Annotated in this window: 19 protein-coding genes; 12 read left to right on the top strand and 7 right to left on the bottom strand. The window is 72.0% G+C overall.

Annotated elements, in window-relative coordinates; genetic code table 11:
- Positions 1–15: 15 nt before the first annotated feature.
- From ACGFJ7_RS10995 to ACGFJ7_RS10985, 3 genes are read right to left on the bottom strand one after another with little or no spacing between them, the layout of a single operon-like run.
- A complete protein-coding gene (locus ACGFJ7_RS10995; protein ID WP_392642035.1) occupies positions 16–2190 on the bottom strand; it encodes an FtsX-like permease family protein in 2175 nt (724 codons plus the stop codon).
- Positions 2187–2864 (bottom strand): ABC transporter ATP-binding protein, encoded by a 678-nt coding sequence (locus ACGFJ7_RS10990; RefSeq protein WP_392642033.1) that lies wholly within the window; start codon positions 2862–2864, stop codon positions 2187–2189. Before ACGFJ7_RS10990 ends, ACGFJ7_RS10995 begins: the two co-directional genes overlap by 4 nt.
- Positions 2861–3385: a PadR family transcriptional regulator gene (locus ACGFJ7_RS10985; RefSeq protein ID WP_360249611.1), complete on the bottom strand. Its 525-nt coding sequence runs from the start codon at positions 3383–3385 to the stop codon at positions 2861–2863. The genes ACGFJ7_RS10990 and ACGFJ7_RS10985 overlap by 4 nt, the downstream gene beginning before the upstream one ends.
- A 139-nt stretch (positions 3386–3524) precedes the next feature.
- Between ACGFJ7_RS10985 and ACGFJ7_RS10980 the strand changes: the two genes are divergently transcribed.
- The gene (locus tag ACGFJ7_RS10980; protein WP_097321446.1) at positions 3525–3710 is read left to right on the top strand and encodes a hypothetical protein; all 186 of its coding nucleotides are present in this window, start codon (positions 3525–3527) and stop codon (positions 3708–3710) included.
- Positions 3711–3736: 26 nt separating this feature from the next.
- Here the strand turns inward: ACGFJ7_RS10980 and ACGFJ7_RS10975 are convergent, their stop codons facing one another.
- On the bottom strand, positions 3737–4216 hold the full coding sequence (locus ACGFJ7_RS10975) for a MarR family transcriptional regulator (protein WP_360249615.1): 480 nt from the start codon (positions 4214–4216) through the stop codon (positions 3737–3739).
- A gap of 73 nt (positions 4217–4289) precedes the next feature.
- On the opposite strand from ACGFJ7_RS10975, the gene ACGFJ7_RS10970 reads away from it, so the two are divergent.
- The gene (locus ACGFJ7_RS10970) at positions 4290–6281 is read left to right on the top strand and encodes an MMPL family transporter (RefSeq protein WP_392642030.1); all 1992 of its coding nucleotides are present in this window, start codon (positions 4290–4292) and stop codon (positions 6279–6281) included.
- Here the strand turns inward: ACGFJ7_RS10970 and ACGFJ7_RS10965 are convergent.
- On the bottom strand, positions 6278–7432 hold the full coding sequence (locus ACGFJ7_RS10965; protein ID WP_392642028.1) for an LLM class flavin-dependent oxidoreductase: 1155 nt from the start codon (positions 7430–7432) through the stop codon (positions 6278–6280). The two genes, ACGFJ7_RS10970 and ACGFJ7_RS10965, sit on opposite strands and share 4 nt — an antisense overlap.
- Before the next feature lie 48 nt (positions 7433–7480).
- Here ACGFJ7_RS10965 and ACGFJ7_RS10960 point away from each other — a divergent pair, with 48 nt between their 5' ends.
- The 3 genes from ACGFJ7_RS10960 to ACGFJ7_RS10950 all read left to right on the top strand — a co-directional run bounded on the left by ACGFJ7_RS10960 (position 7481) and on the right by ACGFJ7_RS10950 (position 12626).
- Positions 7481–8773 carry a sulfite oxidase gene (locus ACGFJ7_RS10960; RefSeq protein ID WP_392642026.1) on the top strand — a complete coding sequence of 431 codons (1293 nt, stop codon included), beginning with the start codon at positions 7481–7483 and terminating at the stop codon, positions 8771–8773.
- Positions 8774–9617: 844 nt separating this feature from the next.
- Positions 9618–10328, top strand: a complete 711-nt coding sequence (locus ACGFJ7_RS10955) for a nucleotidyltransferase domain-containing protein (protein ID WP_360249627.1) — start codon at positions 9618–9620, stop codon at positions 10326–10328.
- A 126-nt stretch (positions 10329–10454) separates the two neighbouring features.
- Positions 10455–12626, top strand: a complete 2172-nt coding sequence (locus ACGFJ7_RS10950) for a bifunctional diguanylate cyclase/phosphodiesterase (RefSeq protein ID WP_360249630.1) — start codon at positions 10455–10457, stop codon at positions 12624–12626.
- 58 nt (positions 12627–12684) lie between these two features.
- Here the strand turns inward: ACGFJ7_RS10950 and ACGFJ7_RS10945 are convergent, their stop codons facing one another.
- On the bottom strand, positions 12685–13014 hold the full coding sequence (locus ACGFJ7_RS10945; RefSeq protein ID WP_360249633.1) for a hypothetical protein: 330 nt from the start codon (positions 13012–13014) through the stop codon (positions 12685–12687).
- Positions 13015–13281: 267 nt separating this feature from the next.
- Between ACGFJ7_RS10945 and ACGFJ7_RS10940 the strand changes: the two genes are divergently transcribed.
- Positions 13282–13434, top strand: a complete 153-nt coding sequence (locus tag ACGFJ7_RS10940) for a hypothetical protein (RefSeq protein WP_360249636.1) — start codon at positions 13282–13284, stop codon at positions 13432–13434.
- A gap of 278 nt (positions 13435–13712) precedes the next feature.
- On the opposite strand, the gene ACGFJ7_RS10935 is transcribed toward ACGFJ7_RS10940, so the two are convergent.
- Positions 13713–16112 carry a phosphoketolase family protein gene (locus ACGFJ7_RS10935; RefSeq protein ID WP_360249639.1) on the bottom strand — a complete coding sequence of 800 codons (2400 nt, stop codon included), beginning with the start codon at positions 16110–16112 and terminating at the stop codon, positions 13713–13715.
- A 140-nt stretch (positions 16113–16252) separates the two neighbouring features.
- Between ACGFJ7_RS10935 and ACGFJ7_RS10930 the strand changes: the two genes are divergently transcribed.
- The 6 genes from ACGFJ7_RS10930 (at position 16253) to ACGFJ7_RS10905 (ending at position 25566) form a co-directional block, all read left to right on the top strand.
- Complete coding sequence (locus tag ACGFJ7_RS10930) at positions 16253–17902, top strand: sulfatase-like hydrolase/transferase (RefSeq protein WP_392642025.1); 1650 nt, start codon at positions 16253–16255, stop codon at positions 17900–17902.
- Between the two features lie 4 nt (positions 17903–17906).
- A complete protein-coding gene (locus ACGFJ7_RS10925) occupies positions 17907–18785 on the top strand; it encodes a nucleoside hydrolase (RefSeq protein ID WP_392642024.1) in 879 nt (292 codons plus the stop codon).
- Positions 18786–18824: 39 nt separating this feature from the next.
- Complete coding sequence (locus ACGFJ7_RS10920) at positions 18825–20192, top strand: transaminase (protein ID WP_360249651.1); 1368 nt, start codon at positions 18825–18827, stop codon at positions 20190–20192.
- Between the two features lie 40 nt (positions 20193–20232).
- Positions 20233–21750, top strand: coding sequence for a methyl-accepting chemotaxis protein (locus ACGFJ7_RS10915; RefSeq protein ID WP_360249654.1), 1518 nt, complete (start codon positions 20233–20235; stop codon positions 21748–21750).
- Between the two features lie 147 nt (positions 21751–21897).
- Entirely contained in the window at positions 21898–22266 is a 369-nt protein-coding gene (locus tag ACGFJ7_RS10910; protein ID WP_360249657.1) for a hypothetical protein, read from the top strand.
- 3 nt (positions 22267–22269) lie between these two features.
- Positions 22270–25566 carry a caspase family protein gene (locus ACGFJ7_RS10905; RefSeq protein WP_392642021.1) on the top strand — a complete coding sequence of 1099 codons (3297 nt, stop codon included), beginning with the start codon at positions 22270–22272 and terminating at the stop codon, positions 25564–25566.
- Position 25567: the final 1 nt, after the last annotated feature.

Here is a 25567-nt window from a genome sequence, read left to right as displayed (position 1 = left end):
CCCGGCTCCCCGCGGCTATTCGTTGCGAACGGTGTCGGGGCCGGTGACGCGCCGCAGCAGGGGCATGGTGGAGGTGATCAGCCCGAGGGAGAGGGCCAGGCCGAGACTCACCAGGGCGTAGTAGGAGGCGGGCGGTGCGACCAGGTTGTCCTGCAACTGCGAGCGCAGGAACAGGTGGGCCGACAGGAAACCGGCCCCGATGGCCACGACGGAGACGGCCAGCAGCGGGACGGCGCTCTCCAGGGCCACGACGCGGCGGAGCTCGGCCAGCCGGACGCCGGCCAGGCGCAGCAGGCTGAACGGGCGCCTGCGTTCGTTGAGCCCGCCGGTGACCGCCACGGCCAGGGCGCAGCCGGCGATGACCAGGCTGGTGACGACGACGATGTCGGCCAGGCGCTGGAACTGGACCAGGGTGCGGGCGAAGTCGGTGTTCCACTCCCGGTCGGTCAGCGGCGGGCGCGACGCCGGGAAGGCCGATTCCAGGATGGTGCGCGAGCGCTCGACCGCCGCCGGCGATCCGTCGGTGAGGACCACCAGCGACAATGCCGGGCGGGCGGCCAGGGACGCCGCGCTCACCGGGGCTGTCTCCCAATGCGGGGGTACGCCGTCGGGAGCGCTCAGGTCGGAGAAGACCCGGGCCACCTCGGCCCCGGGCGCGCAGCGGCCGTAGTCGCGCAGGGCGGCCAGGTCGGCGCACGAGATCAGGCCGGGCAGGCCGTTCTCGCCGCGGTTCTCGTCGTAGCGCACGATCTGGACGTGGTCCACACCGTCGACCGCGGCGAGGGCGGCCAGGTCCTTCTCCCCCGGCGCCTGATCGTGCGGAAGGGACGTCATGGACAGTTTGCGGGCCGAGTCCGAGCGGTCGCCCTGCCCCGCCATCATCGTGCCGATGACGCCGGTGGCCACGCTGGTGACGAACAGAGCCAGCATCAGCCCGCTGACCGCCCGGAAGCCGGTGCGCGGATCGTCGGCCAGGCGCCGCCCGGCGATCAGCCCGGCCGGGTGTCGTGACCAGCGGGCCATAGCCTTCGAGCCGAGCAGTATCAGATAGGGCCCGGCGACGACCAGGCCGGTCATCACCACGAAGATTCCGGAGAGGTACGCGAGGAGTTGCCCGTCCGAGGTGGACGGCCGCCGCCCCACGAACCAGGCCAGTTCGGCCAGCCCGGCCGCCAAGGGCACCAGGCGCCACGCGCGAGGCGGGCGCGGGGTGGCCCGGCGGGTCACGCCGAGCGGGGAGATCCGGACCCGGCGCAGGGCGAGCCGGGCCGCCACGGCGGCGCCGAGCGGCACCCCGATCGCCACGGCCACGATCTGGGCCCAGGTGAGCGTCAGGTGGGACGCGAAGAAGCGCTCGCCCGTGAACGGAATGTGCGACAGGCCCGTCCGTACGGGCGCATAGAGCCCGAACCCGGCCACCGTGCCCAGCCCGGCCGCCACGGCCGACTCCACGGTGGCCAATGTGGACACCTGACGCGGTGTCGCGCCGAGCAGCCGCATCGCGGCGAAGCGCTGCTCGCGCCGGGCCGCCGCGAGCCGGGTGGCCGTGCCGACGAACATGAGCAGCGGGAAGAGCAGCGCCACCCCGACGACGCCCAGGGTCAGGGTGAGCGCCTCACCGCCGATGCCGATGTAGCAGCCGTCGCACGACGACGGGGAGACCGAGACGATCCGGTCGATCCGGACCGCGCCGTCCCTCGCGCGGACCTCGGCCTCCGTCAGGCCGACCACGATGATCAGGGCATCCGGCCCCGGCAGGGCGGACGTGCCGATCACGCCGGCCTGCCTCCCGGGGAACCGGTCGCCGAGCCGGTCCGCCGGCGTTGTCGCGATCAGTTTCGTCAGCGCCGGCGACGCGTAGTAGGAGCCGGCCGAGGGCAGCGCGGGCATCCCTGGCGGCACCGGGCCCGACGGACCGGTCGGCGCCACGTCGATCCGGATGACGGAGCGTCCCTGGAAGTAGTCCTGCCGAGGCGCCCACCAAGCCGGGTCTTTCGCCGCGGGGCCGGTGGCGGCGCTGGTCACGCCGCTGTTGAGCCACGAGTAGCGCAGGTTCTGGGCCTGCACGGCGTTGACCCCCGCGAGCACGCCGAGCAGCATGGCGACGCCGGTCGCGACGGCCCCGCCGATCAGTCCGAGACGCCCCAGGCCGTCGCGGCCGAGCGCCATCCGCAGGCCGAGCCGGATCACGACAACCCCACCGGTGAGGTCACGCGCCCGTCGCGGACCATCACCTCGCGGTCCGCGTAGGCCGCCACCCGGGCGTCGTGGGTGACGATGACGACGGTGGTGCCCTGCTCGCGGGCCGCGCCGACCAGCAGGTCCATCACCTGCTCGCCGGTGAGCGAGTCCAGCGATCCGGTCGGCTCGTCCGCGAAGATCACCCGGGGCGATCCGGCGAGCGCTCGCGCCAGGGCCACCCGCTGGGCCTGCCCGCCGGACAGCTCGCCCGAGCGGCGCCCGCCCAGCCCGTCCAGACCGAGCCGGGACAGCTCCTTCTCCGCGCGCTTCACCGCCTCACCGCGCCGCGTCCCGGACAGCAGCAGCGGAAGCGCGACGTTCTCGGCGGCGGTCAGCTCGGGCACGAGCTGGCCGAACTGGAAGACGAAGCCGAACCGGTCGCGGCGCAAGGCGCTGCGGTCCGCCTCGCTCATGGTGTCGAGGCGCTGCCCGTCCACCCGGATCTCGCCCTCGTCGGGCACCAGGATGCCGGCCAGGCAGTGCAGCAGCGTCGACTTGCCGGAGCCGCTCGGCCCCATGATGGCGACGATCTCTCCCGGGTCGGCCGCGAACTCGGCCCCGCGCAGGGCCGGGGTGTCGCCGAAGGAGAGCGACACGCGTTCCGCGCGCAGTGCCGCCGTCACGACCTCACCTGCTCGCGCAGCGCGTCCAGGCGGGCCGCGGTCGTGTCGATCCAGCGCAGGTCGGCCTCGAGGTGGAACAGGCCGTGGTCGGCCAGCAGGCCGTCGACGAGGCCGCCGGACCGCTTGATCTCGGTGAGCTCGCGCATCCGGGCCAGGTGGGCCCGGCGCTGGGTGTCGAGGTACTCCTGCGCCGGGCGGTCTAGCATGAGGGCCAGCACCACCTTGGCGAACAGCACGCTCTGCAGGTGGGGTTCGGCCGCGACCGGCTCGGTGAGCCAGGCGTTCACCTCGGTGGCGCCGGACTCGGTGATGACGTAGCGCTTGCGGTCGGGGCCGCCGCCGGCCGCGATCTCGTCCATCACCACCTTGCCGTCGCGGGCGAGCCGGGACAGCGTCGAGTAGACCTGGCCGAACGGCAGGGACTTGCCGCGGCCGAAATACGTGTCGTAGTCGCGCTTGAGGTCGTATCCGTGGCTCGGCTCGCGTTCGAGCAGACCCAGCAACGTCAATGGAACGCTCATACCCACGAAATCTACACCGAGGGTATACACCCGGTATATAGCGAGCCGGAAAGTGGCACAGACCACGAGCGCGGGGGTTCAACCGGGGCGGACGGCGTCCGATCTAGGCGGTTGCAAATGTGGAGCGAAAGGAATCGCCATGAGCATGAGCATCGGCCCCTCCCCCTGGGCCACCCACGCGACGCTGGTTCACCTGCGCAAGGACTGCCTGCAACTGACCACCGACGTGGTCGCCCGGGCCGACAAGAAGGTCATCGCGGCCGACCGGGCGGCCGTCATGGACAGCCGCCGCACGCTGCAGAATCACCTCGACGTGACCGTGTGACTGATCGGCCGCGGGCCGGGTGCAGGTCAGGCGTCGCCGGTAGGAGTTAGGGAGCGATGATGCTCCGAGACCGCCTCCAGCATCCCGGCCAGGAACCGCCTGACCATCGCCAGCTCGTCCACGCTGAACTGGTCCATCACGGCGTGGCTGCGGGCGCCGAGCGGCTCGAAGAACTGCCGGGCCAGGGCCATCGCCGGCGCGGAGTAGCGCAGATGAACGACCCGGCGGTCGGCGCTCTCCCTCGTACGCCGCAGATGACCGACCTTCTCCAGGCGGTCGATGACCGCCGTGGTGGCCCCCGACGAGAGCCCGAGCTGCTGACCGAGGCGGCCCGGGGTCAGTGGGTCGTCACGGCGCTCCGCGTGCATGACCGCGGCCAGGGCCTGCAGGTCCGTGTGATGCAGGCCCTGGAGGTGGGCGAAGGCGTTCGCCACGTGCTGCGCCTCGATGCTGTAGAGGCGCAGCAGATCCACCAGTTCGGCCTGCAGCTGTTTCCGATCTTCCACCGTGTCAGTGTTGCAGATTTCCCTCGGGTGGGTAAGACTCTCGATTGTCGAGATACTTAACCATGGAGGATTCATGCGACGCGCCTGGCTGACGCTCGTGGTCGCGGTCTTGCTGGGGGGTGCCGTCCTCGGGTTCGCCGGCCCCCTCGAGACGGCCAACGACCCCACCGCCACCCTGCCCTCCTCCGCCGAGTCGACGAAGGTCGCCGAGCTGGAGAAACAACTCCCGTCCGGCCAGGTCAACCCGGCCCTGATCGTGTTCGCCAAGGACTCCGGGGCGTTCACCGAGCAAGAGCTCAAGACCATCGAGAGCTTCGGTACGCCGATCCTGGCCCCCGCGAAGGACGCGGCGCTGGTCTCGAAGCCGCTGCCCGCCTCCTACTCGGCCGAGCAGACGGTCGACGCCGTCACCCAGTTGCGCGACAAGCTCAAGGCCGAGACTCCGCCCGGCGTGACCGCGCAGGTCACCGGCGGCGCCGGCTTCACGGCCGACCTGGCCGACAGCTTCTCCGGCGCCAACACCCGGCTCCTGATCGTCACCGTCGTCGTGGTGGCTCTGCTGCTGCTCGTGACGTACCGAAGCCCGATCCTGTGGCTGGTGCCGCTGGCCGTCGTCGGCCTGGCCGACCGGCTCAGCAGCTCGGTCGTGGCGCTGCTGTCGCAGCACACGAGCCTGGCCATCGACGCGTCGACCAACGGCATCATCACGGTCCTGGTGTTCGGCGCCGGCACCGACTACGCGCTGCTGATCATCTCGCGCTACCGGGAGGAGCTGCACCGGTACGAGGACCGGTTCGAGGCCATGCGCCAGGCGCTCAAGGGCGCCGGCCCGGCGGTGCTGGCCAGCTCCGGCACGGTCGTGCTGTCGCTGCTCACCCTGCTGCTGGCCAGTCTCGGCAACAACGTGGCGCTGGGCGTCGCGGGCGCGGCCGGCATCGCCATCGCGGCGATCTTCGCTCTGCTCGTGCTCCCGCCGGCCCTGCTGGTCTGCGGGCGCGGCCTGTTCTGGCCGTTCATCCCGCGCGTCGGCCAGCTCGGGGTCGAGGCCGAGCGCGGCGTCTGGGCCCGGGTGGGCCGCGGAGTCGCCAAGCGGCCGGTCGCGGTGCTGATGGTCTCGGTGGTCATCCTGGGCGCGCTGGCCTCGGGCCTGTTCGGTACCCGGCTGGGACTCTCGCAGACCGAGCAGTTCCGGGTCGAGGCGGAGTCGGTCGACGGCCTGGAGACGGTCGGCAAGTTCTTCCCGGCCGGCGCCACCGACCCGGCCACCATCATCACCACCCCGGCCCGGGCCGAGGAGGTCCTGGCGCTGGTCACCAAGACGCCCGGCGTCGCGTCGGCCCGCGTCGGCGAGCAGACGTCCTCACTGACCAGCATCTCGGCCGTGCTGGAGGCGGCGCCCGACACCGGCGCCGCGTACGACACGATCACCGCCCTGCGTGACCGCGTCGGCCCCGAGGACGCCCTGGTCGGCGGCAGCGTGGCGGCCAACCTGGACGACCGCGACGCGGCCCGCCGCGACTTCAAGGTGATCGTCCCGGTGGTCCTGGCCGTGGTGCTGCTGGTGCTGATCGGCCTGCTGCGGGCGCTGGTGGCCCCGGTGCTGCTGCTCGTCACGGTGATCGCGAGCTTCGCGGCCGCCCTCGGCGCGGGCTCGTGGCTGTTCCGGCACGTGCTCGACTACGGGGCGCTGGACACCGGCGTACCGCTGCTGTCGTTCCTGTTCCTGGTGGCCCTGGGCGTCGACTACAACATCTTCCTGGTCACCCGGGCCCGCGAGGAGACGCCGGCCCGCGGCACGAAGGACGGCATGGTCCACGCGCTGGCCGTCACCGGCGGCGTGATCACCAGCGCGGGCATCCTGCTGGCCGCGGTCTTCGCGGTCCTCGGCGTCCTCCCGGTCATCACCCTGACCCAGATCGGCGTCATCGTCGGCATCGGCGTCCTGCTGGACACCTTGCTGGTCCGCACGGTGCTGGTCCCGGCCCTGGCCACCATCTGCGGCGACCGCTTCTGGTGGCCCGGCCGCCCGGCGGCGATCGCCCCGAAGGAGAAGGTGTCCCGCTAAGCCCTGCCCGCCGGGGTGGCGGTGGGCACGCCGGCGAACGGGATCGCCGTCGTCGCGCTGACGTCGCGTCCGCCGGGGTGGTGCCACACGCCCCGGCGGGCCAGCTCGGGCAGGACGCCCTCGCCGAACCAGTACGCCTCCTCCAGATGCGGGTAGCCGGACAGGACGAACTCGCTGATGCCCAGCTCCGCGTACTCCTGAATGCGGTCGGCGACCTCGGTGTGACTGCCGACCAGGGCGGTGCCGGCGCCGCCGCGGACCAGGCCGACGCCCGCCCACAGGTTGGGCGCCACGACCAGGCCGTCGCGGTTGCCGCCGTGCAACTCGAGCATCCGGCGCTGGCCCTCGGACTCGCTCTGGCGCAGGCCCGCCTGCACGGCCGCGATGGCCGACTCGTCGACGTTCTTCAGCAGCCGGTCCGCCTCGAGCCACGCCGCCCCGGACGTGTCCCGGCTGATCACGTGCAGCCGGATACCGAAGCGCATGTCCGGCTTGAGCTGCCTGATCCAGTCGAGCTTCTGTTCGACCGAGGCGGGCGGCTCACCCCAGGTCAGGTAGACGTCGGCGTGTGCGGCCGCGACCGGGCCGGCCGCCGGCGAGGAACCGCCGAAGTAGATGTCCGGGGTGGTGCCGGGCAGCTTGGTCAGCTTCGCCCCCTCGACCCGCACGTGGTCGCCGGCGAAGTCGACGGTCTCGCCGCGGAACAACGCCCGCACGACCTGAAGGAATTCGGCCGTACGGGCGTACCGGGAATCCTTGTCGAGGAAGTCGCCGAACTGGCGCTGCTCCTTCGACTCCCCACCGGTGACCACGTTGAGCAGCAGGCGGCCACCGGAGAGCCGCTGGAAGCTCGACGACATCTGCGCGGCCAGGGTGGGCGAGATGAGGCCGGGCCGGAACGCGACGAGGAACTTGAGCCGTTCGGTGACCTCGCTGAGCATGGCTGTGGTGATCCAGGCGTCCTCGCACCAGGCACCGGTCGGGGTGAGCGCGCCGACGAAGCCGAGCTGTTCGGCGCTGCGCGCGATCTGCCCCAGGTAGCCGATGGTCAGGGGCCGCACGCCACCGGCGGCGCCGACGGGCACGCCGTGGCCGCCGCCGACGATGTCGCGGCTGTCGCCGTTGGTCGGCAGAAACCAGTGAAAGTCCATGGGCGCCACCCTATCCCCATCTCCTATCAAGCCGATAGGGTACGCGTCATGGATGAGCTTGAATACGACTCGACGCGGCTGCGCCAGTGGCGCTCCGGGCAGGCCCGGGGCTTCTCTCGCCGCACGTTTCTCGCCCTGACCGGCGCCGCCTCGGCCGCCCTGGCCGGAGTGCCCTCCCCCGCCCGGGCCGCCGCCGAGGCCCGCCCGGGTGCCGCCGCAGTGCCCCACCCCGGTGCCCGCCCGGGTGCCGCCGCCGGGGCCGGGCCCATCGTGAAGGCGCTGCCGCCCGAGCTGTTCAAGGTCTTCGGCACCAACGCGGAGACCCGCTGGCCGGCGCTGAAGGACGTCGGCTACCACGTGCCGGTGGATCGCTTCTTCGTCCGCAACCACACGAGTACACCGCTGATCGACAGTGCCACCTGGGCGCTTGAAGTCTTCGGCGCCGGCCTGCGCGGCGGCCCGCGCACGTTCTCCCTGGCCGACCTGCGCCGCCTCCCGCCGGTCACCCGGTCGGTCACCGTCGAGTGCGCCGGCAACGGCCGCGGCTACTTCACCTCCCAACAGGGCCAGACCGTCTCCGGCACGGCCTGGGGCCTGGGCGCGGTGGGCGTCGGCCGGTGGCGCGGCGTACGGCTGTCGACGGTCCTGCGCCACGCCGGCATCGGCCGCCACGCGGTCGACGTGCAGGCCTCCGGCCTGGACGCCACCTTCGTGACCGGCGGGGTCGACCTCGGCCCGGTGCGCCGCCCGCTGCCGGTCGGCAAGGCGCTGGACGACGTCATCCTGGCGTACGAGATGAACGGCGCGCCGCTGCCGCCGGATCACGGGTATCCCGTACGCCTGATCGTCCCGTCCTGGATCGGCATCGCCTCGATCAAGTGGGTGGGCCGGATCGAAGTCTCCGACGTGCCGCTGTTCTCGCCCTGGAACACCCAGTTCTACCGGCTGTTCGGCCCCGAGTTCCCGGCCGAGGGCCTGCCGTTCGACCGGCAGTCCATCAAGAGCGCGTTCGAACTCGACCCGGGCGCGGCCTTCCCGGCCGGAAAACCGGTCCGTCTCACCGGCCGCTCGTGGTCCGCGGCGGGCCGGATCCGGCGCGTCGAGGTGTCCACGGACGGCGGCACGACGTGGCGGCGGGCCCGCTTCACCGGCCCCTCGCTCGACGCGGCCTGGCAGCGCTGGGAACTCGACTGGCGTCCCGCCGCCGGCGACCACGTCCTGCTGGCCCGGGCCACCGACGTGCGCGGCAACACCCAGCCGGACGTGGCCCGCTTCAACACCCTGGGCTATCTCTTCGACGCGGCCGTCCGGGTCCCGGTCACCGCGACCGGGCCGGCGTAGGCCCGGTTTCCACGGGCACGGGGGTGCCGGTCTCGACGTCCAGCACGGCCCGTCCGCCCAGCGGCCCGGCGAGTTCCACGGCGGCGGTACGGGTCCAGCCGACGTCATCGCAGCCAGGGCTTCGGCCGCCCCGAGGAGCGGCACGGTGATCTTTCCACCGGATCGCCAGACCACCGAGCCCGTTCGCGCGGGCGGCAGGCTGGACACGGCCTCGAGCCGTCCGGCGTCGATGCCGTTCTGGTACTGCTCGTGGCGCTCCTCCAGCCGGCCGGCATAGCCGGTCAGCGGCTCGGCCGGAACTAGACGGGGCCGGCCACCGCTCACCCGGACCGCCTCGTCGTACCGCGCCAGGATCTCCCGGGCCCGCTCGTCCGGTGGCGTCGGAGCCCGTACCCCGCGCCCGGGCTCCCCGGACCGGCGCAGCCCCCGATCGTCGCCACCGCCACCCCGGCGATCCAGCGCCTCATCCGCCGTTCCTCCCCCGCATCACGGACCCGCGAGGCTCGAACGCTAGATCAACAAAGCCGGCTCCGGATGTGGCGCAGGTGAACAGCGACAGGCGGAAAGCTACCGCCGTACCACCAAGGGCAAGCCGAGAAAGCGGAAGGCAAAAAATGCCGACGGTGGGCCGGGACACGGGGAGGCGGAGCGAGAATGCGACCGCCGCCGGGCCGGGAACCGGACCGGCGGCGGGTGGGCCGCATCAGCCACCTGGAGAGGATATCGGAGATCAGGCCATGGGTCCTAGCGGGACGTCACCCCCCAGCGTGATCCGGTACATGACGCGGCGAGCGGTGCCTGCTTGACCAGAGTGTTCCCGCCGAGCATGTGGCAGAGTTGCCCGATGGAACCGGTGGACGTCGCGCGCGAGCTCGTGCGGCAACGCTTTCCCGGCGCCTCGTGGGCCATGCTCACCGGCAGTGTTCTGAGCGCCGCGCGGACCGCCGGGTCCGATCTCGACATCGTCGTGATGCGGCCGGGCGGGCCGGCGTTTCGCGAGAGCCTGCGCTACCGGGGCTGGCCGGTGGAGCTGTTCGTGCAGAACCCGGAGCGGCTGGCCGGGTTTCTCGAGCGGGAGCTGGCCGCCCGCAAACCCAGCACCCATCGCATGCTGGCCCGGGGCGCCGTCCTGTTCGGCGACCCGGGTGACCTGCCCGCGCGCTGCGCCCGCGTTCTCGCCGACGGGCCCGGGCCGCTGCCTCAGGAGGAGAAGGACCGGCTTCGGTACGGCCTGACCGACCTGCTCGACGACCTCGAGCACGTAACCGATCCCGGCGAGCGGCTCGTCATCGCCGCGGCGGTCTGGACCGACGCCGGGCGGGCCGCGCTGGCCTTCGCCGGGCGCTGGGTCAGCGGCGGCAAGTGGTTGCTGCGGGAGCTCCGCGAGTACGACCCGGCGCTGGCCGGCGACTGGCTGGCGGCCCGGGACGAGCCCGCCGCGTTCGCGGACGGCGTTCTCGACCGTTACGGCGGGCGGCTCTTCGAGGGCTTCAGCTCCAGTCCTTCGCCGGCTCGACCGAGCGGACCCGGTCCGCGTCGTCGTACGTGGTCGTGACCAGCAGCTCGTCGACGACCCGCTCCGGCTCGTTTTCCTTCGGCGCTGAGATCTCGGAGACCGCCCCCTCGCGCTGCCGCCCCGACAAGTCTCAGCTTCCGTTACCTCCGGCCGAACAGGCGGGGAGTGAGGCGGGAACGGGTGTGGTGCTGGTGGCTCGCGGCCGGAGCGCTCGCGATCATCGGGCAGTACGTGCTGCCCGCCGACGGGGTCGCCGCGTCGCTGGCCTACGACGCGATCGGGCTGGTCTCGGCCCTGGTGGTGCTTCTGGCCGTACGCCTGCATCGCCCGGCCCGGCCGGCCATGTGGTACTGGTTCGCGGCGGGGCAGCTCACGTTCGTGTTCGGCGACATCACGTACGGCTTCTATCAGCTCGTCCTGCACCAGCAGCCGTATCCGTCCCTGGCCGACGTGTTCTACCTGGCCTCGTACCCCATGCTCGCCGTCGGTCTTCTCCTGCTCGTGCGGGGCAGCCGCGGAAACCTGATCGACGCCGCGATCGTGGCCATCGGCCTCGGCCTGGTCTACTGGATCTTCATCATCTACCCGGTCGTCGTCGGCGACGCCGACTCGGCCCTGGAACGCTTCACCAGCACCGCCTACCCGGCCGCCGACGTGCTGCTGCTGACCCTGCTCGCGCGCCTGCTGACCGGGGCCCGCATCGCCAGCCCGAGCGTGTGGATGCTGGCCGTGGCGGTCACCCTGATGTTCGCCGCCGACACCGGCTTCGCCCTGCTCAGCGACACGCACCCGGCCGATCCGGCTTTCCTCGGGTCGTACGTCGTGTGGGCCGCCGCCGCGCTGCACCCGTCCATGCGGCGCGGGTACGACGGCAGCGAGACCCCCGGGGTGGGCCGCGGCCGCCTGCTGTTGTTCGGCGCCTGTTCGCTGCTCTCCCCCGCCCTGCTGTTCGTGCCCACGGTCCGCGACGACGGTGCCGACCTGCTCGCGGTCGCGGTCGCCAACGCGGTGCTGTTCCTGCTGGTCATCGCCAGGATGGCCGGTTTCGTGAAGCAGCTCGACCGGGCCGCCCGGACCGACGAGCTGACCGGCCTGGCCAGCCGGCGCCGCCTCACCGAGGCGCTGCGCGACGCGGCCCACCCGCAGCTGGCCCTGCTCGGCCTCAACGGCTTCAAGAACGTCAACGACGAGCTGGGCCGCCCGGTCGGCGATCGGGTGCTGGCCGGCCTGGCCGCCCGGCTGCGCACCGGCGCCCCGGCCGGCGCGGTGGTGGCCCGCGTCGGCGGCGACGAGTTCGGCGTCCTGCTGCCGCACGCCACGGCCGACGAGGCCCGCGCCCTGGCCGCCGAGCTGTCGGGCCGGCTGCGCCACCCGCTCACCGCGGGCGGCCACGAGCTGTACGTGGGTGTGGCCCTGGGCCTGGCCGGCGGCACCGGCGTCGACGCCGAGGAACTGCTGCGCCAGGCCGAGGCCGCGATGTACGCGGCCAAGCAGACCGGCGATCCGGTACGCCGGTGGACGCCCGCCCTGGACGAGCGGGCCGGCGAGAACGCCCGCCTCGGCGGCGAGATCCGGGTGGCCCTGGACAGCGCCCAGTTCCGGGTCGTCTACCAGCCCATCGTCGAACTGCCCTCGGGCCGCGTGGCGGCGGTCGAGGCCCTGGTCCGCTGGGAGCACCCGCAGCGCGGCATGGTCAGCCCGGCCGACTTCATCCCGGTCGCCGAACGCAACGGCCTCATCGTCGAACTGGGCGAATGGATCCTGCGCACCGCCTGCCACCGCATGGCGGCCTGGCGCGCGGCACTGGGCCCGCAGGCCCCCGACCGGGTCAGCGTCAACGTGTCGGCCCGCCAGCTGGCCCGCCACGGCTTCGCCGACACGGTGGCCCGGATCCTGACCGAGACAGGCCTGCCCGCCCCGTGCCTGGCCGTCGAGATGACCGAGACGGCGGTCTTCGAGGGCGGCCAGGCAGTCGTGACCCTGAACGAGTTGCGCGCGCTCGGCGTCCGGATCGCCCTGGACGACTTCGGCACCGGCCACAGCTCCCTGAACCTGCTCCAGACGGTCCCGGTGGACATCCTGAAGGTCGACAAGTCCTTCGTCGACAACATCACCGAGGCCGGCCGCCACACGGTCATCGCCGAGGCCCTGATCCAGGTGAGCCAGGGCCTCGGCCTGGCCGCCGTGGCCGAGGGCGTCGAAACCGCGGCCCAGGCCGAAGCCCTCCACCGCCTCGGCTACCGCCTGCTCCAGGGCTACTACTTCGGCCGCCCGGTGGCCGACCCCAATTTCGCCCTCTCCACAGCGGTGGCCACCACCACCCCGGCGAAGCGCTAGGCAGCAACGGCCGCCGCCAGACCCGGCAGCCCGACCAGGACCCCGAGGGTCAGCCGCTTCACCTGCCGCCTTTGCCGGGGCCGTGGCGGCGGCCGCTGCGGGCGGGCCGGGAACCGCGGGGCCGGCCCGGCTGGTCGGCCGGCGCGTCGACGGCACCCGGGCTGGAGAACGACACCGACGGCACCGCGGGCCGGGACGACTGGGGCGGCGGCCACTGCGACGCCACCATCTGCGCCCCGGTCACCGGGACCTTGGGCGAGATCTGGTCGAGCAGGCGCTGCGCCACCGTGGCGTCGATCTCGAGGTCGGCGCTGATGCGCACCTCCGCCGCGGTCGCCAGATCCACGATGTCGTCGCTGGTGAACGCATGAGCTCCGAGAGTGCTCAACCGTCGTGCGAACTCTTGCGCATTGATCATCTGCAGCCTCATCCTCGGATCGCCAACAACCCACCGTAACCGGTGGGGGATCAGTCAATGACCGCGGCTTCGCGCAGTACCGAAGATCCAGCCGGCCCGCTCCGGCATGACGACCGGGCTCAGCACCGACTGGGCTCAGCACCGACCAGGCAGCTTCGGCATCCCGGAGCCGGCGAGTCGATTGCGGGACTTCGCCGGCGGGTATGTCCATGGCTCGCGATTCGAGGAGGCACCACGATGGCGACTCTCGCCCAGCGCGTCCGTTCGTTCCTGCGAAGCCCGCAGGGCCAACGGCTGGTAGACCAGGGCCGCCGCCAGCTGGCCAAGCCCGAGAACCAGCGCCGCCTGCGCGGCCTGTTCGACCGCCTGCAGAACCGGCGCCGCTACTGACCCGATCGGCCAGGACAGCCCACCCAACCCGCGCGACCGGCCTGGAATTGCCGCTCAAGCCACCACCCAGCCCGGCCCGCCCGGCTGAATTTCTCGCCGGACCACAACGCGGCAGCGAACCCCAAGCACCCAGCAGGGCGAGGTGATTCCCCCACCTCGCCCTGCGCTCAGCGACCGGTGACCACTCCCCTGGCCGCCACGTGACACCCGGCAAGGCCGCAACCAAGTCCACCCCACGAAAGAGGGCCGGCAACAATCGCCGGCCCTCTCCCTCGAGGTCAGGACCGAGTGGCCCAATCCCCCAGCGTCCAATCCCGAACCTCGGGCATGTCCTCCAGATGCTCCACCACGTACTCCGCATGCCGCGAAAGCTGGGCCTCGCACCACTTCTTCAGATCCTCGGCCCCCCGCGGCAGCCGCTTGGCGTTGTTGATGGCATCCATCACCAGGTGGTACCGGGACGCCTTGTTCCGCACCGTCATGTCGAACGGCGTAGTGGTGGTCCCCTGCTCGATGAACCCGCGCACCCGGAACCGGTCGGCGTCCGGCCGCCCGTGCACCAGCTGGTGGATCGCCCCCGGGTAGCCGTGGAAGGCGAACACCACGTCCACCGTGTCCGTGAACAACTCGGTGAACAGGGTTTCGCTCATGCCGTGCGGGTGGTCCTTCGGGCGGGGCAGCGCCATCAGGTCGACCACGTTCACCACCCGCACGCGCAGCCCCGGCAGCTTGTCGCGCAGGATCTGGGCCGCCGCCACCGTCTCCATCGTGACCACGTCGCCCGCGCAGGCCAGCACGATGTCCGGGTCGGAGTGGCCGTCGTCGGTGCCCGCCCAGTCCCACACGCCGGCGCCGCGCGCGCAGTGGTCGATCGCCTCGTCCATGGTCAGCCACTGCAGCTGCGGCTGCTTGTCGATGACGATCAGGTTGACGTAGTTGCGGCTGCGGAAGCAGTGGTCGGCCACCGACAGCAGGCAGTTCGCGTCCGGCGGCAGGTAGATGCGGCTGACGTCGCCGCGGGCGGTGAGCACCACCTGGATGAGGCCGGGCCCCTGGTGGCTGAAGCCGTTGTGGTCGTTGCGCCACGCCGTCGAGGTCAGCAGCACGTTCAGGCTGGGCACCTTGGCCCGCCACGGCAGGTGGTTGGCCTCCTCCAGCCATTTGCTGTGCTGCACCGTCTGGGACGCGCTGACCATGGCGAACGCCTCGTACGTGGCGAACATGCCGTGCCGGCCGGTCAGGTTGTAACCCTCGAGCCAGCCGTGGCAGTTGTGTTCCGAGAGCACCTCCATGACCCGGCCGTCCGGCCCGATCGCCACGTCGTCCGGGGTGACGTGTTCCATGAAGGCCCGGTCGGAGACCTCGAAGACCGCGCCGAGCCGGTTGCTGTTGGTCTCGTCGGGGCTGAACAGCCGGAACCGGTCGGGGTTGCGGCTGTAGATGTCGCGCATCATCTCGCCGAGCCGCCGGGTCGACTCGACCCGCTCGGTGGCCGGCTGGCCCACCTTGACCGCGTAGTCGCGGAAGTCGGGCAGGTCGAGGTCGCGGGTGATCAGGCCGCCGTTGGCGTGCGGGGTGGCGCTCATCCGCTTGTCGCCGGCCGGCGCGGCGTCGCGCACCACCGGCACCGGCGCGCCCGAGGAGTCGAACAGCTCCTCCGGTTTGTACGACTTGAGCCATTGCTCGAGCAGCGCGAGGTGTTCCGGGTTCTCCCGCACCCCGGCCAGCGGCACCTGGTGGGCCCGGAACGTGCCGGCCACGTGGACGCCGTCGACCTCTTCGGGCCCGGTCCAGCCTTTCGGGGTCCGCAGCACGATCAGCGGCCACCGCGGCCGGGTGCCGTCGCCGTCGCCGCCGGACCGCGCGGCCTGCTGGATGGAGCGGATGCGCGAGTACGCGCCGGCGAGGGCGGCGGCGAAGCGGGTGTGCATGCCGGGCAGGTCGGAGCCCTCGACCTCGATGACCTCGTAGCCGTGGCCGCTCAGCAGCTCGCGTACCTCGGCCGGGTCCTTGCGGGCCAGCACGGTCGGCCCCGAGATCTTGGCCCCGTTGAGGTGCAGGATCGGCAGCACCGCCCCGTCGTGCTTCGGGTTGATGAACGAGATGCCCTTCCACGAGCCTTCGAGCGGGCCGGTCTCGGCCTCGCCGTCGCCGACCACGGCGATCGCCAGCAGGTCGGGGTTGTCCATCACCGCGCCGAACGCGTGGACCAGCACGTAGCCGAGCTCGCCGCCCTCGTGGATGGAGCCGGGTGTGGTCACCGACACGTGGCTCGGGATGCCGCCGGGACTGGAGAACTGGCGGAACAGCTTCAGCATCCCCGCCTCGTCCTGGCTGACCTGCGGGTAGATCTCGCTGTACGTGCCCTCGAGGTACCCGGCGGCGACCAGGGCGGGCCCGCCGTGGCCGGGACCGGTCAGGTAGAGCGCGTCCTGCCCGGTGTGCCGGATCAGCCGGGACACGTGCGCGTACACGAACGACAGGCCGGGGCTGGTGCCCCAGTGACCGAGCAGCCGGGGTTTGATGTGCTCGGGTTTGAGGGGTTCGGTCAGCAGAGGGTTGGCCTGCAGGTAGATCTGGCCGATGGTCAGGTAGTTGGCGGCACGCCACCACGCGTCCAGCTGGGCGATTTCCGCCTCAGTGGGCACGGCTGGCAGGTCCGAGGTCGCCGTCGGCACGGGGCATGTCCTCTCACTTCGCGGTCGTTGACTTGAACCTAGGCCTACCCACTGGGCGGCCATAGAGTCTTTGGTACCTCTCCGAAGTGACTTTGGAATGTCGGTGAACCGTCCGGCACTGTGAATCCGTTCCCTCTCACGTGCCGCAACGCGTTCGTGCCTTCCTCCGCCGCCCCCGGGTCCAGCTGTCGTTCACGGTCCTGGCCGGAGTGATTCTTTTCGCCGCTCTGATCTTCCCCAACGTGCTGTCCCGGCTGACGCCGCTGGGCTTTGCCCGGATCCCGATCGAGGCCGCCGTCGTCCTCGCCCTCCTCGCCGTTCTGCCGCCGAGGGCCCGTCGCGTCGCCGGCGTGGTCATCGGGGTGCTGGTCGGGCTCATCGTCATCGAGAAGTGCCTGGACATGGGGTTCTTCGAGGAGCTCAACCGCCCGTTCAACCCGGTGCTGGACTGGGTGCTGCTCGACGACGCGTACGGCTTCGCCGCCGAGGCGTACGGCCGGGTCGCCGCGATCGCCGCCGTCGCCGCGGTCCTGCTGCTGGTCGCCGCGGTCCTCGCGCTCACCTGCTGGTCGGTGCTGCGGGTGGGCGCGCTCGCCGCCCGTCATCGCCGCCGTTCGGCGGTCGCCGCCGGTGGGGTCGCGGTGGCCTGGGCTCTGACTTTCACTCTCGGTGTCTCGGTGTACGGCGCGGTGCCCGTCGCCGCGCGCAGCAGCGCCACGTACGCGTGGGACCGCGCCCACCAGGCCCGCGCCGGCCTGCGGGACGAGGCCGCCTTCGCCAAGGAGGTCGAGAACGACGCGTTCAAGGGCGTCGCGCCGGATCAGATGCTGTCCGCGCTCAAGGGCAAGGACGTCATGTTCACCTTCATCGAGAGCTACGGGCGCAGCGCCGTCGAGACGCCGGCCCTGGCCGCCCTGGTCGACCCGGTCCTCGACGACGGCACCGCCCAGCTGAAGAGGGCCGGCTACGGCGCGCGCAGCGGCTGGCTCACCTCGCCCACCTTCGGCGGCGGCAGCTGGCTGGCCCACTCGACCTTCCTGTCCGGGCTGTGGATCAACAACGAGCAGCGGTACCGCAACCTCGTCTCGACCGACCGGCTCACCCTGACCCGCGCCTTCCGCGACGCCGGGCACCGCACGGTCAGCGTCATGCCCGGCGCCACCCGGGCCTGGCCGGAGGGCAACTTCTACGGCTACGAGCAGGTGTGGGACTCGCGCAACCTGGGCTACAACGGGCCGAAGTTCAGCTGGGCGCCGATGCCCGACCAGTTCACGCTCAAGCAGTTCAGCGCGCTGGAGTACGACAAGGCGGGCCGGGAGCCGCTGATGGTGGAGATGCCGCTGGTCTCCAGCCACACGCCGTGGGCGCCGATCCCCGGCTATCTGCCCGACTGGGAGGTCGGCGACGGCTCGGTCTACGGGCCGATGGTCGAGAACGGCACGAAACCGAAGGCGCTGTGGGCCGAGCCGAAGAAGGTCCGGGCCGAGTACGGCAAGTCCATTCAGTACTCGCTGACCAGCGTGATCAACTGGATCGAGCGGTACGGCGACGAGAACCTGGTGATGGTGTTCCTCGGCGACCACCAGCCCTCGCCGATCGCGGCGGGCGCGAACGCCAGCCACGACGTGCCGATCACCATCGTGGCCAAGGACCCCAGGGTGCTCGACCGGATCACCGACTGGAACTGGGCCGACGGGCTGAGGCCGCGGGCCACGACGCCGGTGTGGCCGATGAACGCGTTCCGGGACCGGTTCTTCACCGCGTTCGGGTCGCCGGCTGCCGCATCATGAACCGATGATCCTCCATCTCGACTGTGACACCGGCATCGACGACGCGATCGCGGTGGCCTACCTGCTGGCCCATCCCGGGGTGCGGCTGGCCGGCATCGGCACGGTCAACGGCAACACCGCGGCCGCTCAGGCCGCGCGGAACACCCTGGGGCTGCTCGCTCTGGCCGGCCGCGACGACATCCCGGTCGCGGTCGGCGAGGGCGAGATCAAGCGCGGGGCCAAGGCGGTGCACGGCGACAACGGCGTCGGCGGGGCGGTGCTGCCCCTGGGTGAGCCGCCCGACCCCCGTACCAGCGTCGAACTTCTCTTGGACCTTTCCTTTGAGTACGCCCGTGAGCTGCACCTTCTGGCGACGGGACCGTGCACGAACCTCGCGCTGGCGTTGCGGCAGGACCCCACTCTGCCCGGCCGGATCCGGAGCGTCACGGTCATGGGCGGCGCCGTGCGGGTGCCGGGCAACGTGACACCGCGGGCCGAGGCCAACATCGCCGACAACCCGGCCGCGGCCGACGAGGTGTTGCGGGCCGCGTGGCCGGTCACCCTGGTGCCGCTCGACGTGACGTTGCGGCACCGCTGGACCGAACAGGACCGGGCCCGGCTCGGCGGCACCCCGCTGACCCGGGCGCTGGCCGGCATGCTGCCGGCCTATCTCGATTTCTACGAGGGCCGTACGGGTATCCGCGCGGTCCCGCTGCACGATCCGCTCGCCGCCGCGATCGCCGTCGGCGAGATCTCCGCGGTGGGGTCGCCCGAGCTTCCGCTCCGGGTGGGCCCGGACGGCCATATTTCCGAAACCGGCGACAAACCGGTCAGGACGGTCTTCTCAGTGGACGAGCCGGCCGAGAAGATCATCCTGGACCGGATCAACGGAATCAGCGGCTGAAGTATCGCTTAAAGAGCAGATCATTAGTAGCATCGCGCCATGTCGACGGAATCCGGAGTTGATCGCGGTCGTCTCGCCGAGCTGGCCACCCGTGAGCGGGCCGCCTTCGCCGAGCGCAACCCCCGCTCGGCCGCGGCCTACCAGCGGTCCGGCCACCTGTTCGGCCGCGTGCCGATGACCTGGATGAACAAGACCGCGGCCGGCTTCCCGCTGTACGTCGCGACGGCCCGCGGCAACCGGATCACCGACGTCGACGGCCACGACTACCTCGACTTCGCCCTCGGCGACACCGGGGCCATGGCCGGGCACTCCCCCGCGCCGGTGGTCGAGGCGGTCACCCGCCGCCTGGCCACCCTCGGCGGCGCCACCACGATGATGCCGACCGAGGACGCGGCGATCGTGGCGGCCGAGCTGGCCCGGCGCTTCACCGTGCCGTACTGGAGCTTCGCGCTGACCGCGACCGACGCCAACCGCTGGGCCATCCGCCTGCTGCGGGCCGTGACCGGCCGGCCGAAGATCCTGTTCCACAGCTACTGCTACCACGGCTCGGTCGACGAGTCGCTGATCGTCGTCGGCCCGGACGGCCACGGCCGCAGCCGCGAGGGCAACGTGGGCGCGCCGACCGACGTCACGAACACCAGCCGGGTCGCCGAGTTCAACGACCTGGCCGGCCTCGAGCGCGAACTGGCCCACGGCGACGTGGCGGCGGTCCTGATGGAGCCGGCGCTGACCAACATCGGCATCGTGCTGCCCGAGCCCGGTTACCTGGCCGGGGTCCGCGAGCTGACCCGCAAGTACGGCACGTACCTGATCAACGACGAGACCCACACCTTCTCGGCCGGGCCGGGCGGCGCCACCGCGTTCTGGGGGTTGTCGCCGGATGTCGTGACCATCGGCAAGGCCATCGGCGGCGGGATACCCGTGGGGGCGTACGGCCTGTCCGAAGATCTCGCGACGGCCTTGACCGGCCGCACGGACCTGGATCTGGTCGACATGGGCGGCGTCGGCGGCACCCTGGCCGGAAATCCGGTCTCGATGGCCGCGACCCGCGCCTGCCTGCGGGAGGTCCTGACCGACGGCGCCTTCGCCGGCATGATCGACACCGCGACGGCCTTCGCCACCGGCATCCGCAAGATCATCGAGACGTCCGGGCTGCCGTGGTCGGTCAGCCAGCTCGGCGCCCGGGTCGAGTACCGCTTCGCCGATCCCGCGCCGCGCAACGGCACCGAGTCGGCCGCCGTCGCCGACGGCGAGCTGGAGGACTTCCTGCACGTCTACCTGGCCAACCGCGGCGTCCTGCTGACGCCGTTCCACAACATGGCCCTGATGTCGCCGGCGACGACGATCGAGGACGTCGAGCGCCACCACGGGATTTTCGCGGAGGCATTGCACGAACTTGCGTCCTAAACACCCGGAAAACCGGCATTTCACTCCGTAGCCTGAGGCCATGGGCCTGTTCGGCAATCGGCAACAGCAGTCCGCTCCAGTGGTGCGCAGGGAACCCCCGCGCGACATCGAGGCTCTCGAGGAGCTGGCCACCAACCTGGAAAGCGCCACTGGCGAGGCCAGCACCTGGCGCATCTACGTCTCCACCTATGTCGAGTACTACGACATGGAGTACGGGGCGGTCTGGTGCGTCGAGAACGGCGGGCTCAGACTCGAGTTCGAGCTCGGGCGCATCAAGGACCAGCTGGGCGGCCCCTCCGCGCTCGCCCAGCAGGCGATGCGGACCGTGAAGCCGGTGTACATCAACGCGGACCAGGCGAGCCCCGACCCTCGTTTCCAGAGCGCGATCCGGGCCGGCGCCAGGGCCGGGATCGCGGTACCGGCGGTCCGGGGTAACAAGGTCATCGCCGTCATGGAGTACTACGGCGGCAACCCGCTCGCCATGGACGCCGCCCTGATCAGCAAGTGGGGCGCGATCGGCCGGCTCGCCGAGCAGATCCGGGTCGCCGCCCTCGCCGCGTACAACACCCGGCAGGTCGCCGACGACCGCCTCGCGGTCACCAGCGTGGTCACCGCGCTCGGCCACACCGCCAGCTCGTCGCTGGCCCTCAAGGCGGCGCTCGACGCGGTCCGCACCGCCTTCCACTGGGCCTACGGTTCCTATTGGGAGGTCGACCCCGAGGAGAACGTGCTCAAGTTCCAGGTCGAGTCGGGCAACGCCGGCGAGGAATTCCGCAAGGTGACCCTGGCCGCCACCTTCGCCGAGGGCGTCGGCCTGTCCGGCCGCGCCTGGCGCCAGCGCGACCTCGTCTTCGTCCGCGACATCGGCGAGCTCACCGACTGCGTCCGCGCGCCCGCCGCCCAGCGCGCCGGCGTCCGCTCCGGCGTCTGCTTCCCCATCGTCAGCGGCGACCGCATCATCGGCACGATGGACTTCTTCACCACCGAGTACGTGGACCTCTCCGACTCCCGGGCCGACGCCCTGCGCAACGTTCAGCAGCTCGTCTCCCAGCGCCTCGAAGTCGTCCGCGCGGCCGAGACCGCCGCCGCCAACGCGCGCGCCCTGCTGGACACGGTCGACCGTCTGCGCGCCGCCACGGCCGACGCCACCCGGGTGGCCGACGAGGCGGTGAGCCGCGCGTCGGCCATGACCGGCGACGTCAACTCCCTGGGCAACGCCTCGGCCGCCATCGGCGACGTCATCCAGATCATCTCCTCGATCGCCGACCAGACCAACCTGCTGGCGCTGAACGCCACCATCGAGGCGGCCCGGGCCGGCGAGATCGGCAAGGGGTTCGCGGTCGTGGCCGGCGAGGTCAAGGAGCTGGCCCGCGAGACCGCCGAGGCGACGAAGAAGGTCTCGGAACAAATCGCCGCCCTGCAGGAGAGCGCCGAATCGGTGGCCGGCGGCATCCGCGACACCAGCGAAACCATTCACCAGCTCGACGCGGTGCAGACCCGCATCGGCGAAGTACTGGAGGAACAGGCCACGATGGCCCACGCGCTGGAAGCCTCCTGACGCTATCCCGCGAGATTTTCTCGCTCCCCGTTCGCCAGGCAGACTGCAAGAGGCGATCTCGGCATTTATACCGCACCCAGGGTTGTTGCTTGCCATCCGGCAAGGTGTCATGCTCACCGGCACCGACACCTTTAGCGAAAGACGGAAATGGCGGACAAACAATTCACGGTGGAGGCCGTCTCGAACGGCTGGGACCCCGCCGACGAGCGGTGGCAGGCCGAGGCCGGGGAGCTGTACGACGAGCTGGCGAGGAACCGTCTCGTGGTGCCGGGCGCCCCGGCACCCGGCGAGCGCGGGCTGGCCGAGACGCTGATCGTCGCGCTCGGCTCGGCCGGGGCGTTCACGGCCTTCCGCGACATCGTCACCACCTGGCTGAAAGCGCGCGGTGAGAGTCCCACCCAGGGCACTTCCGTCGTCATCAAGCGCACCGGTCAAGATCTGCAGGTCGAGATTCCCGCCGACAAAGTCGACGACCCCGGAACCTGGGACCTGGTGAAGCGAATCATCGACGGGTGAGGCATGCACCGCGCCGTCATCATCGCCAATTCGATCTTCGACGTTCACGATCCCGCGGGAGAAATCCCCGATCTGAGCTCACCGCCATTCGACGCCGCATTGATCAAATGGGCGCTGACCAATCCGCGCAGCGGAATCTGCGCCGGCGACCCCGCCGCCGTCGAGATGGTGCTCAATGAAGATCATTCCGCCATCGTCCGGGTGATCGAGGCCGTATGCGATGTCACCGAAAGGGATGACACGCTTCTGCTGTATTACAGCGGCCACGGCTTCCGGGAACGCGGCGGCGGTCTCTACCTGGCCGGACGCGACACCGACCGGCGCCGGCTGGCCGGCACCGCCGTGTCGGCCGGCACGCTCAACGCGGTGCTCCGCCGCTGCCCGGCCCGGCGGATCCTGGTCGTGCTGGACGCGTGCTACTCCGGCGCGTACGAGATGGACCAGCTGGTCGTCGACAACTCCTACCTCATCACCAGTGCGATCGGTTCGCGCACCGCCCGGGACGGCGGCCCGGGCGAACCGAGCCCCTTCACCGCCGCACTGGCGCGGGGGCTGCTCGGCGCGGCCGGCACCCGCCCGGCGATCACCGCCGACGGCCTGTGGGCCTTCCTCAGCGGCGTCCGGCCCGAGATCAAGAGGAGAACGGGCAGCAGCGCGGAGATCGTCGTCGCCCGTTTCCGCGACGACGACCCGGCGCCGTGGCAGGAGCGATGGTGGTCCGACGCGCTGGCCCAGGCGGCCGGGGCCGTCGGACCCCGGCCCGGCGGCGCCGGCCTGAGCCGGCTGGACGCCGCCGACCGGGACCGGCTGCGCGACCTGTCCATCTTCCCCGGCCCGGTGTCCCTCGACGTCTTCGGCCGGTGGTGGGACACCACCGAGGTCCGCGAGGCGCTGAGCGAGCTCGCCGACCGCTGGAGCTTCGTGGCCGTGACCGGCGGCGCCGCCCGGCTCACCGACGGCACCCGGGAGCTGATCGCCGCCGACGGTGACCTGCGGGCGTCGGCACCCGGCGCCCACCGGTCGCTCGTCGAAAGCCTCCGGCGAACAGTCCCGGGCGGCGAGTGGTGGCGGCTCCCGGCGGAGCTGTCCGCCGTCGGGGTGGACCTGCCCGGGCATCTGCGCGCGGCCGGACTGGACGGCGAACGGCACGACCTCGTCCTCGACCTGCGCTGGATCCAGGCCACCATCCGGTGGACCGGTTCGACGGCGGCGGCCGAGGCCGGCCTGCTGGCCGACGGCTCACCCGTGGCGGTCCTGCTGCGTGAGGCCCTCGCCCGTTGCGCCCACTTGCTGGACCCGCGATCGGACGCGTTCACCGACACGTTGCTGAGCCGCATCGATCACGAACCGACGCTGCGGCCGCTGGTGGAACGATTCCGGGCGACGCCGGCCGGGCCCTTCCTCGAACGGGTCTGGCCGCTGGCCGACATGCCGCACCCCAACTTCGTCCGGGTGCTCGGCGCGCACGGCGCAGCGGTCCGCGACTGCGCCGCCGGCGGCGATCCGCTCGCCGTGTGGACGGTCGGGCACGACGACACGGTCAAGCGCTGGAGCGTCGCGCCCACCACGGCCGGCGCGGGTCACGACATGACTGACGCCCTGCTGACCCCGGACGGCACCGCCGCCGGGCTGGAGTCCATCGCCCACAGCGCGGCCGGGCGGCTGGTGCTGGGCTCGAGACGCCGCGCCCACGTCCGCGCCGAGACGGGCGGCGGCCCGCGGCTCGACCTGGAGCACGGCCGGCCGGTGACCCGCTGCGCGATCTCCGCCGACGGCCGGTGGGTCCTGGCCGTGACCGCGGACAGCCAGCCCTGGCTGTGGGACCTCGCGGGCGAGGATCCGGGCCACCCGGCGCCGGCCCGGCTGCGCGGGCACTCCAAGGTGATCACGTGCTGCGCCGCCGATCCCGCCGGCGACCGGTTCGCCGTCGGCTCCGAGGACGGGCGCGTCTCGATCTGGCGGATGGCCCGGCCCGGGCCGGAACCGGCGGCCTTCGTCGGCCCCGGATACGGCTCCCCCGTGGACTGCTGCTCGTTCCAGGCCGGCGACCCGGACGAGCGGTGGCTGGTGATCGGCTTCCGCAACGGCACCGTCGCGGTGCACAGCGGTGAGGCGCTCGTCGCCGCCCGCACCCTGCACGCCGGGCGCGTCCTCGCCTGCGCGGCCGCCGCCGGCGACGACGCCGCCCGCGGCGGGCTGGTGGTCTCGGCCGGCTACGACGACCAGATCCAGCTGTGGTGGCCGAAGGTCAACGACCTGATCAGCATGCCCGGCAACGGCGCCGGCGTGCGCTGCTGCGCGGTCGTCCCGGTCACCGGCACCCGGGCGGGCGGGCGGTCCCAGGTCGTCACGGGCAACGCCGACGGCACGGTACGGCTCTTCTCGACCAGCCCGGCGGCGGCGTCCTGGGAACCACCGGCCCTCTCGGCGCCGGCCTCGTACTGCTGCGTCTCCGGCGACGGCGGCCGCGTCATCAGCGGCGGCTTCGAGGCGCCACGCCAGTGGTCCACCGGCCCGGACGCCGGACCCGGGCCGAGCCTCCCCGCTTCTCCGGCCACCTGCGCGGCCATGAGCGAGGCCGGTCATCTCGTCACCGGCCACCCGGACGGCCGGATCCTGGTGACCTCGCCGCGCGACGGGCGCCGCCGGCTCGGCACCGAGGGCAAGCCGGTCACCTGCTGCACGGTGAGCCCGGACGGCACACGGGTGGCCGCGGGCTACGAGGACGGCAGCGTCCGCCGCTGGGACACCCGCCTGGGAACGGTCAGCAGCTCACGGTTCGCCGCGCACGGCGCGGTGCGCTGGTGCGGTTACCTCCCCGGCACCGAGTCGCTGACGCTCGCGCAGGCCGACGGCACCGTCACCCACTGGCCGCACACCGGCGACGCCGACCGCGTCGCGCCGGCGGCCTCCGGCGACCGCGGCGCCACGCTGTGCGCCGCCCAGACAGCGGACGGCAACCTGATCTTCCTCGGCACCGAGTCCGGCCGGCTGGGGATCATCCGGCTGTCACCCCGGTACGCCGACCTCACCCGCGCCGTCCGGGCCCACGACGGCGCGATCCGCGGCTGTGCCGTGGATCCCCGCGGCGCCCTGCTCGCCACCGCCGACTCGGACGGCCTCCTGCGGGTGTGGCGCCTCACCGGTGACCCCTTCGATCCCCGGCCCGTCGCCGCCGTCCGGCTGGCCACGCCGGCCAACGACTGCGCGTGGCTGCCCGACGGCGAGCACATCGCCGTCGCGGGTGACGGGGGCACGTTCCTGTTCCGCGTCCGGTCCGCTGCTGAAGGTGAGTTCTGAC

Origin of the sequence: Actinoplanes sp. NPDC048988 (genome assembly GCF_043197815.1) — a bacterium.
Classification (GTDB): domain Bacteria; phylum Actinomycetota; class Actinomycetes; order Mycobacteriales; family Micromonosporaceae; genus Actinoplanes.
Note: the sequence above shows the minus strand (reverse complement) of the source record. Positions and strands in the feature narration are given on the sequence as shown.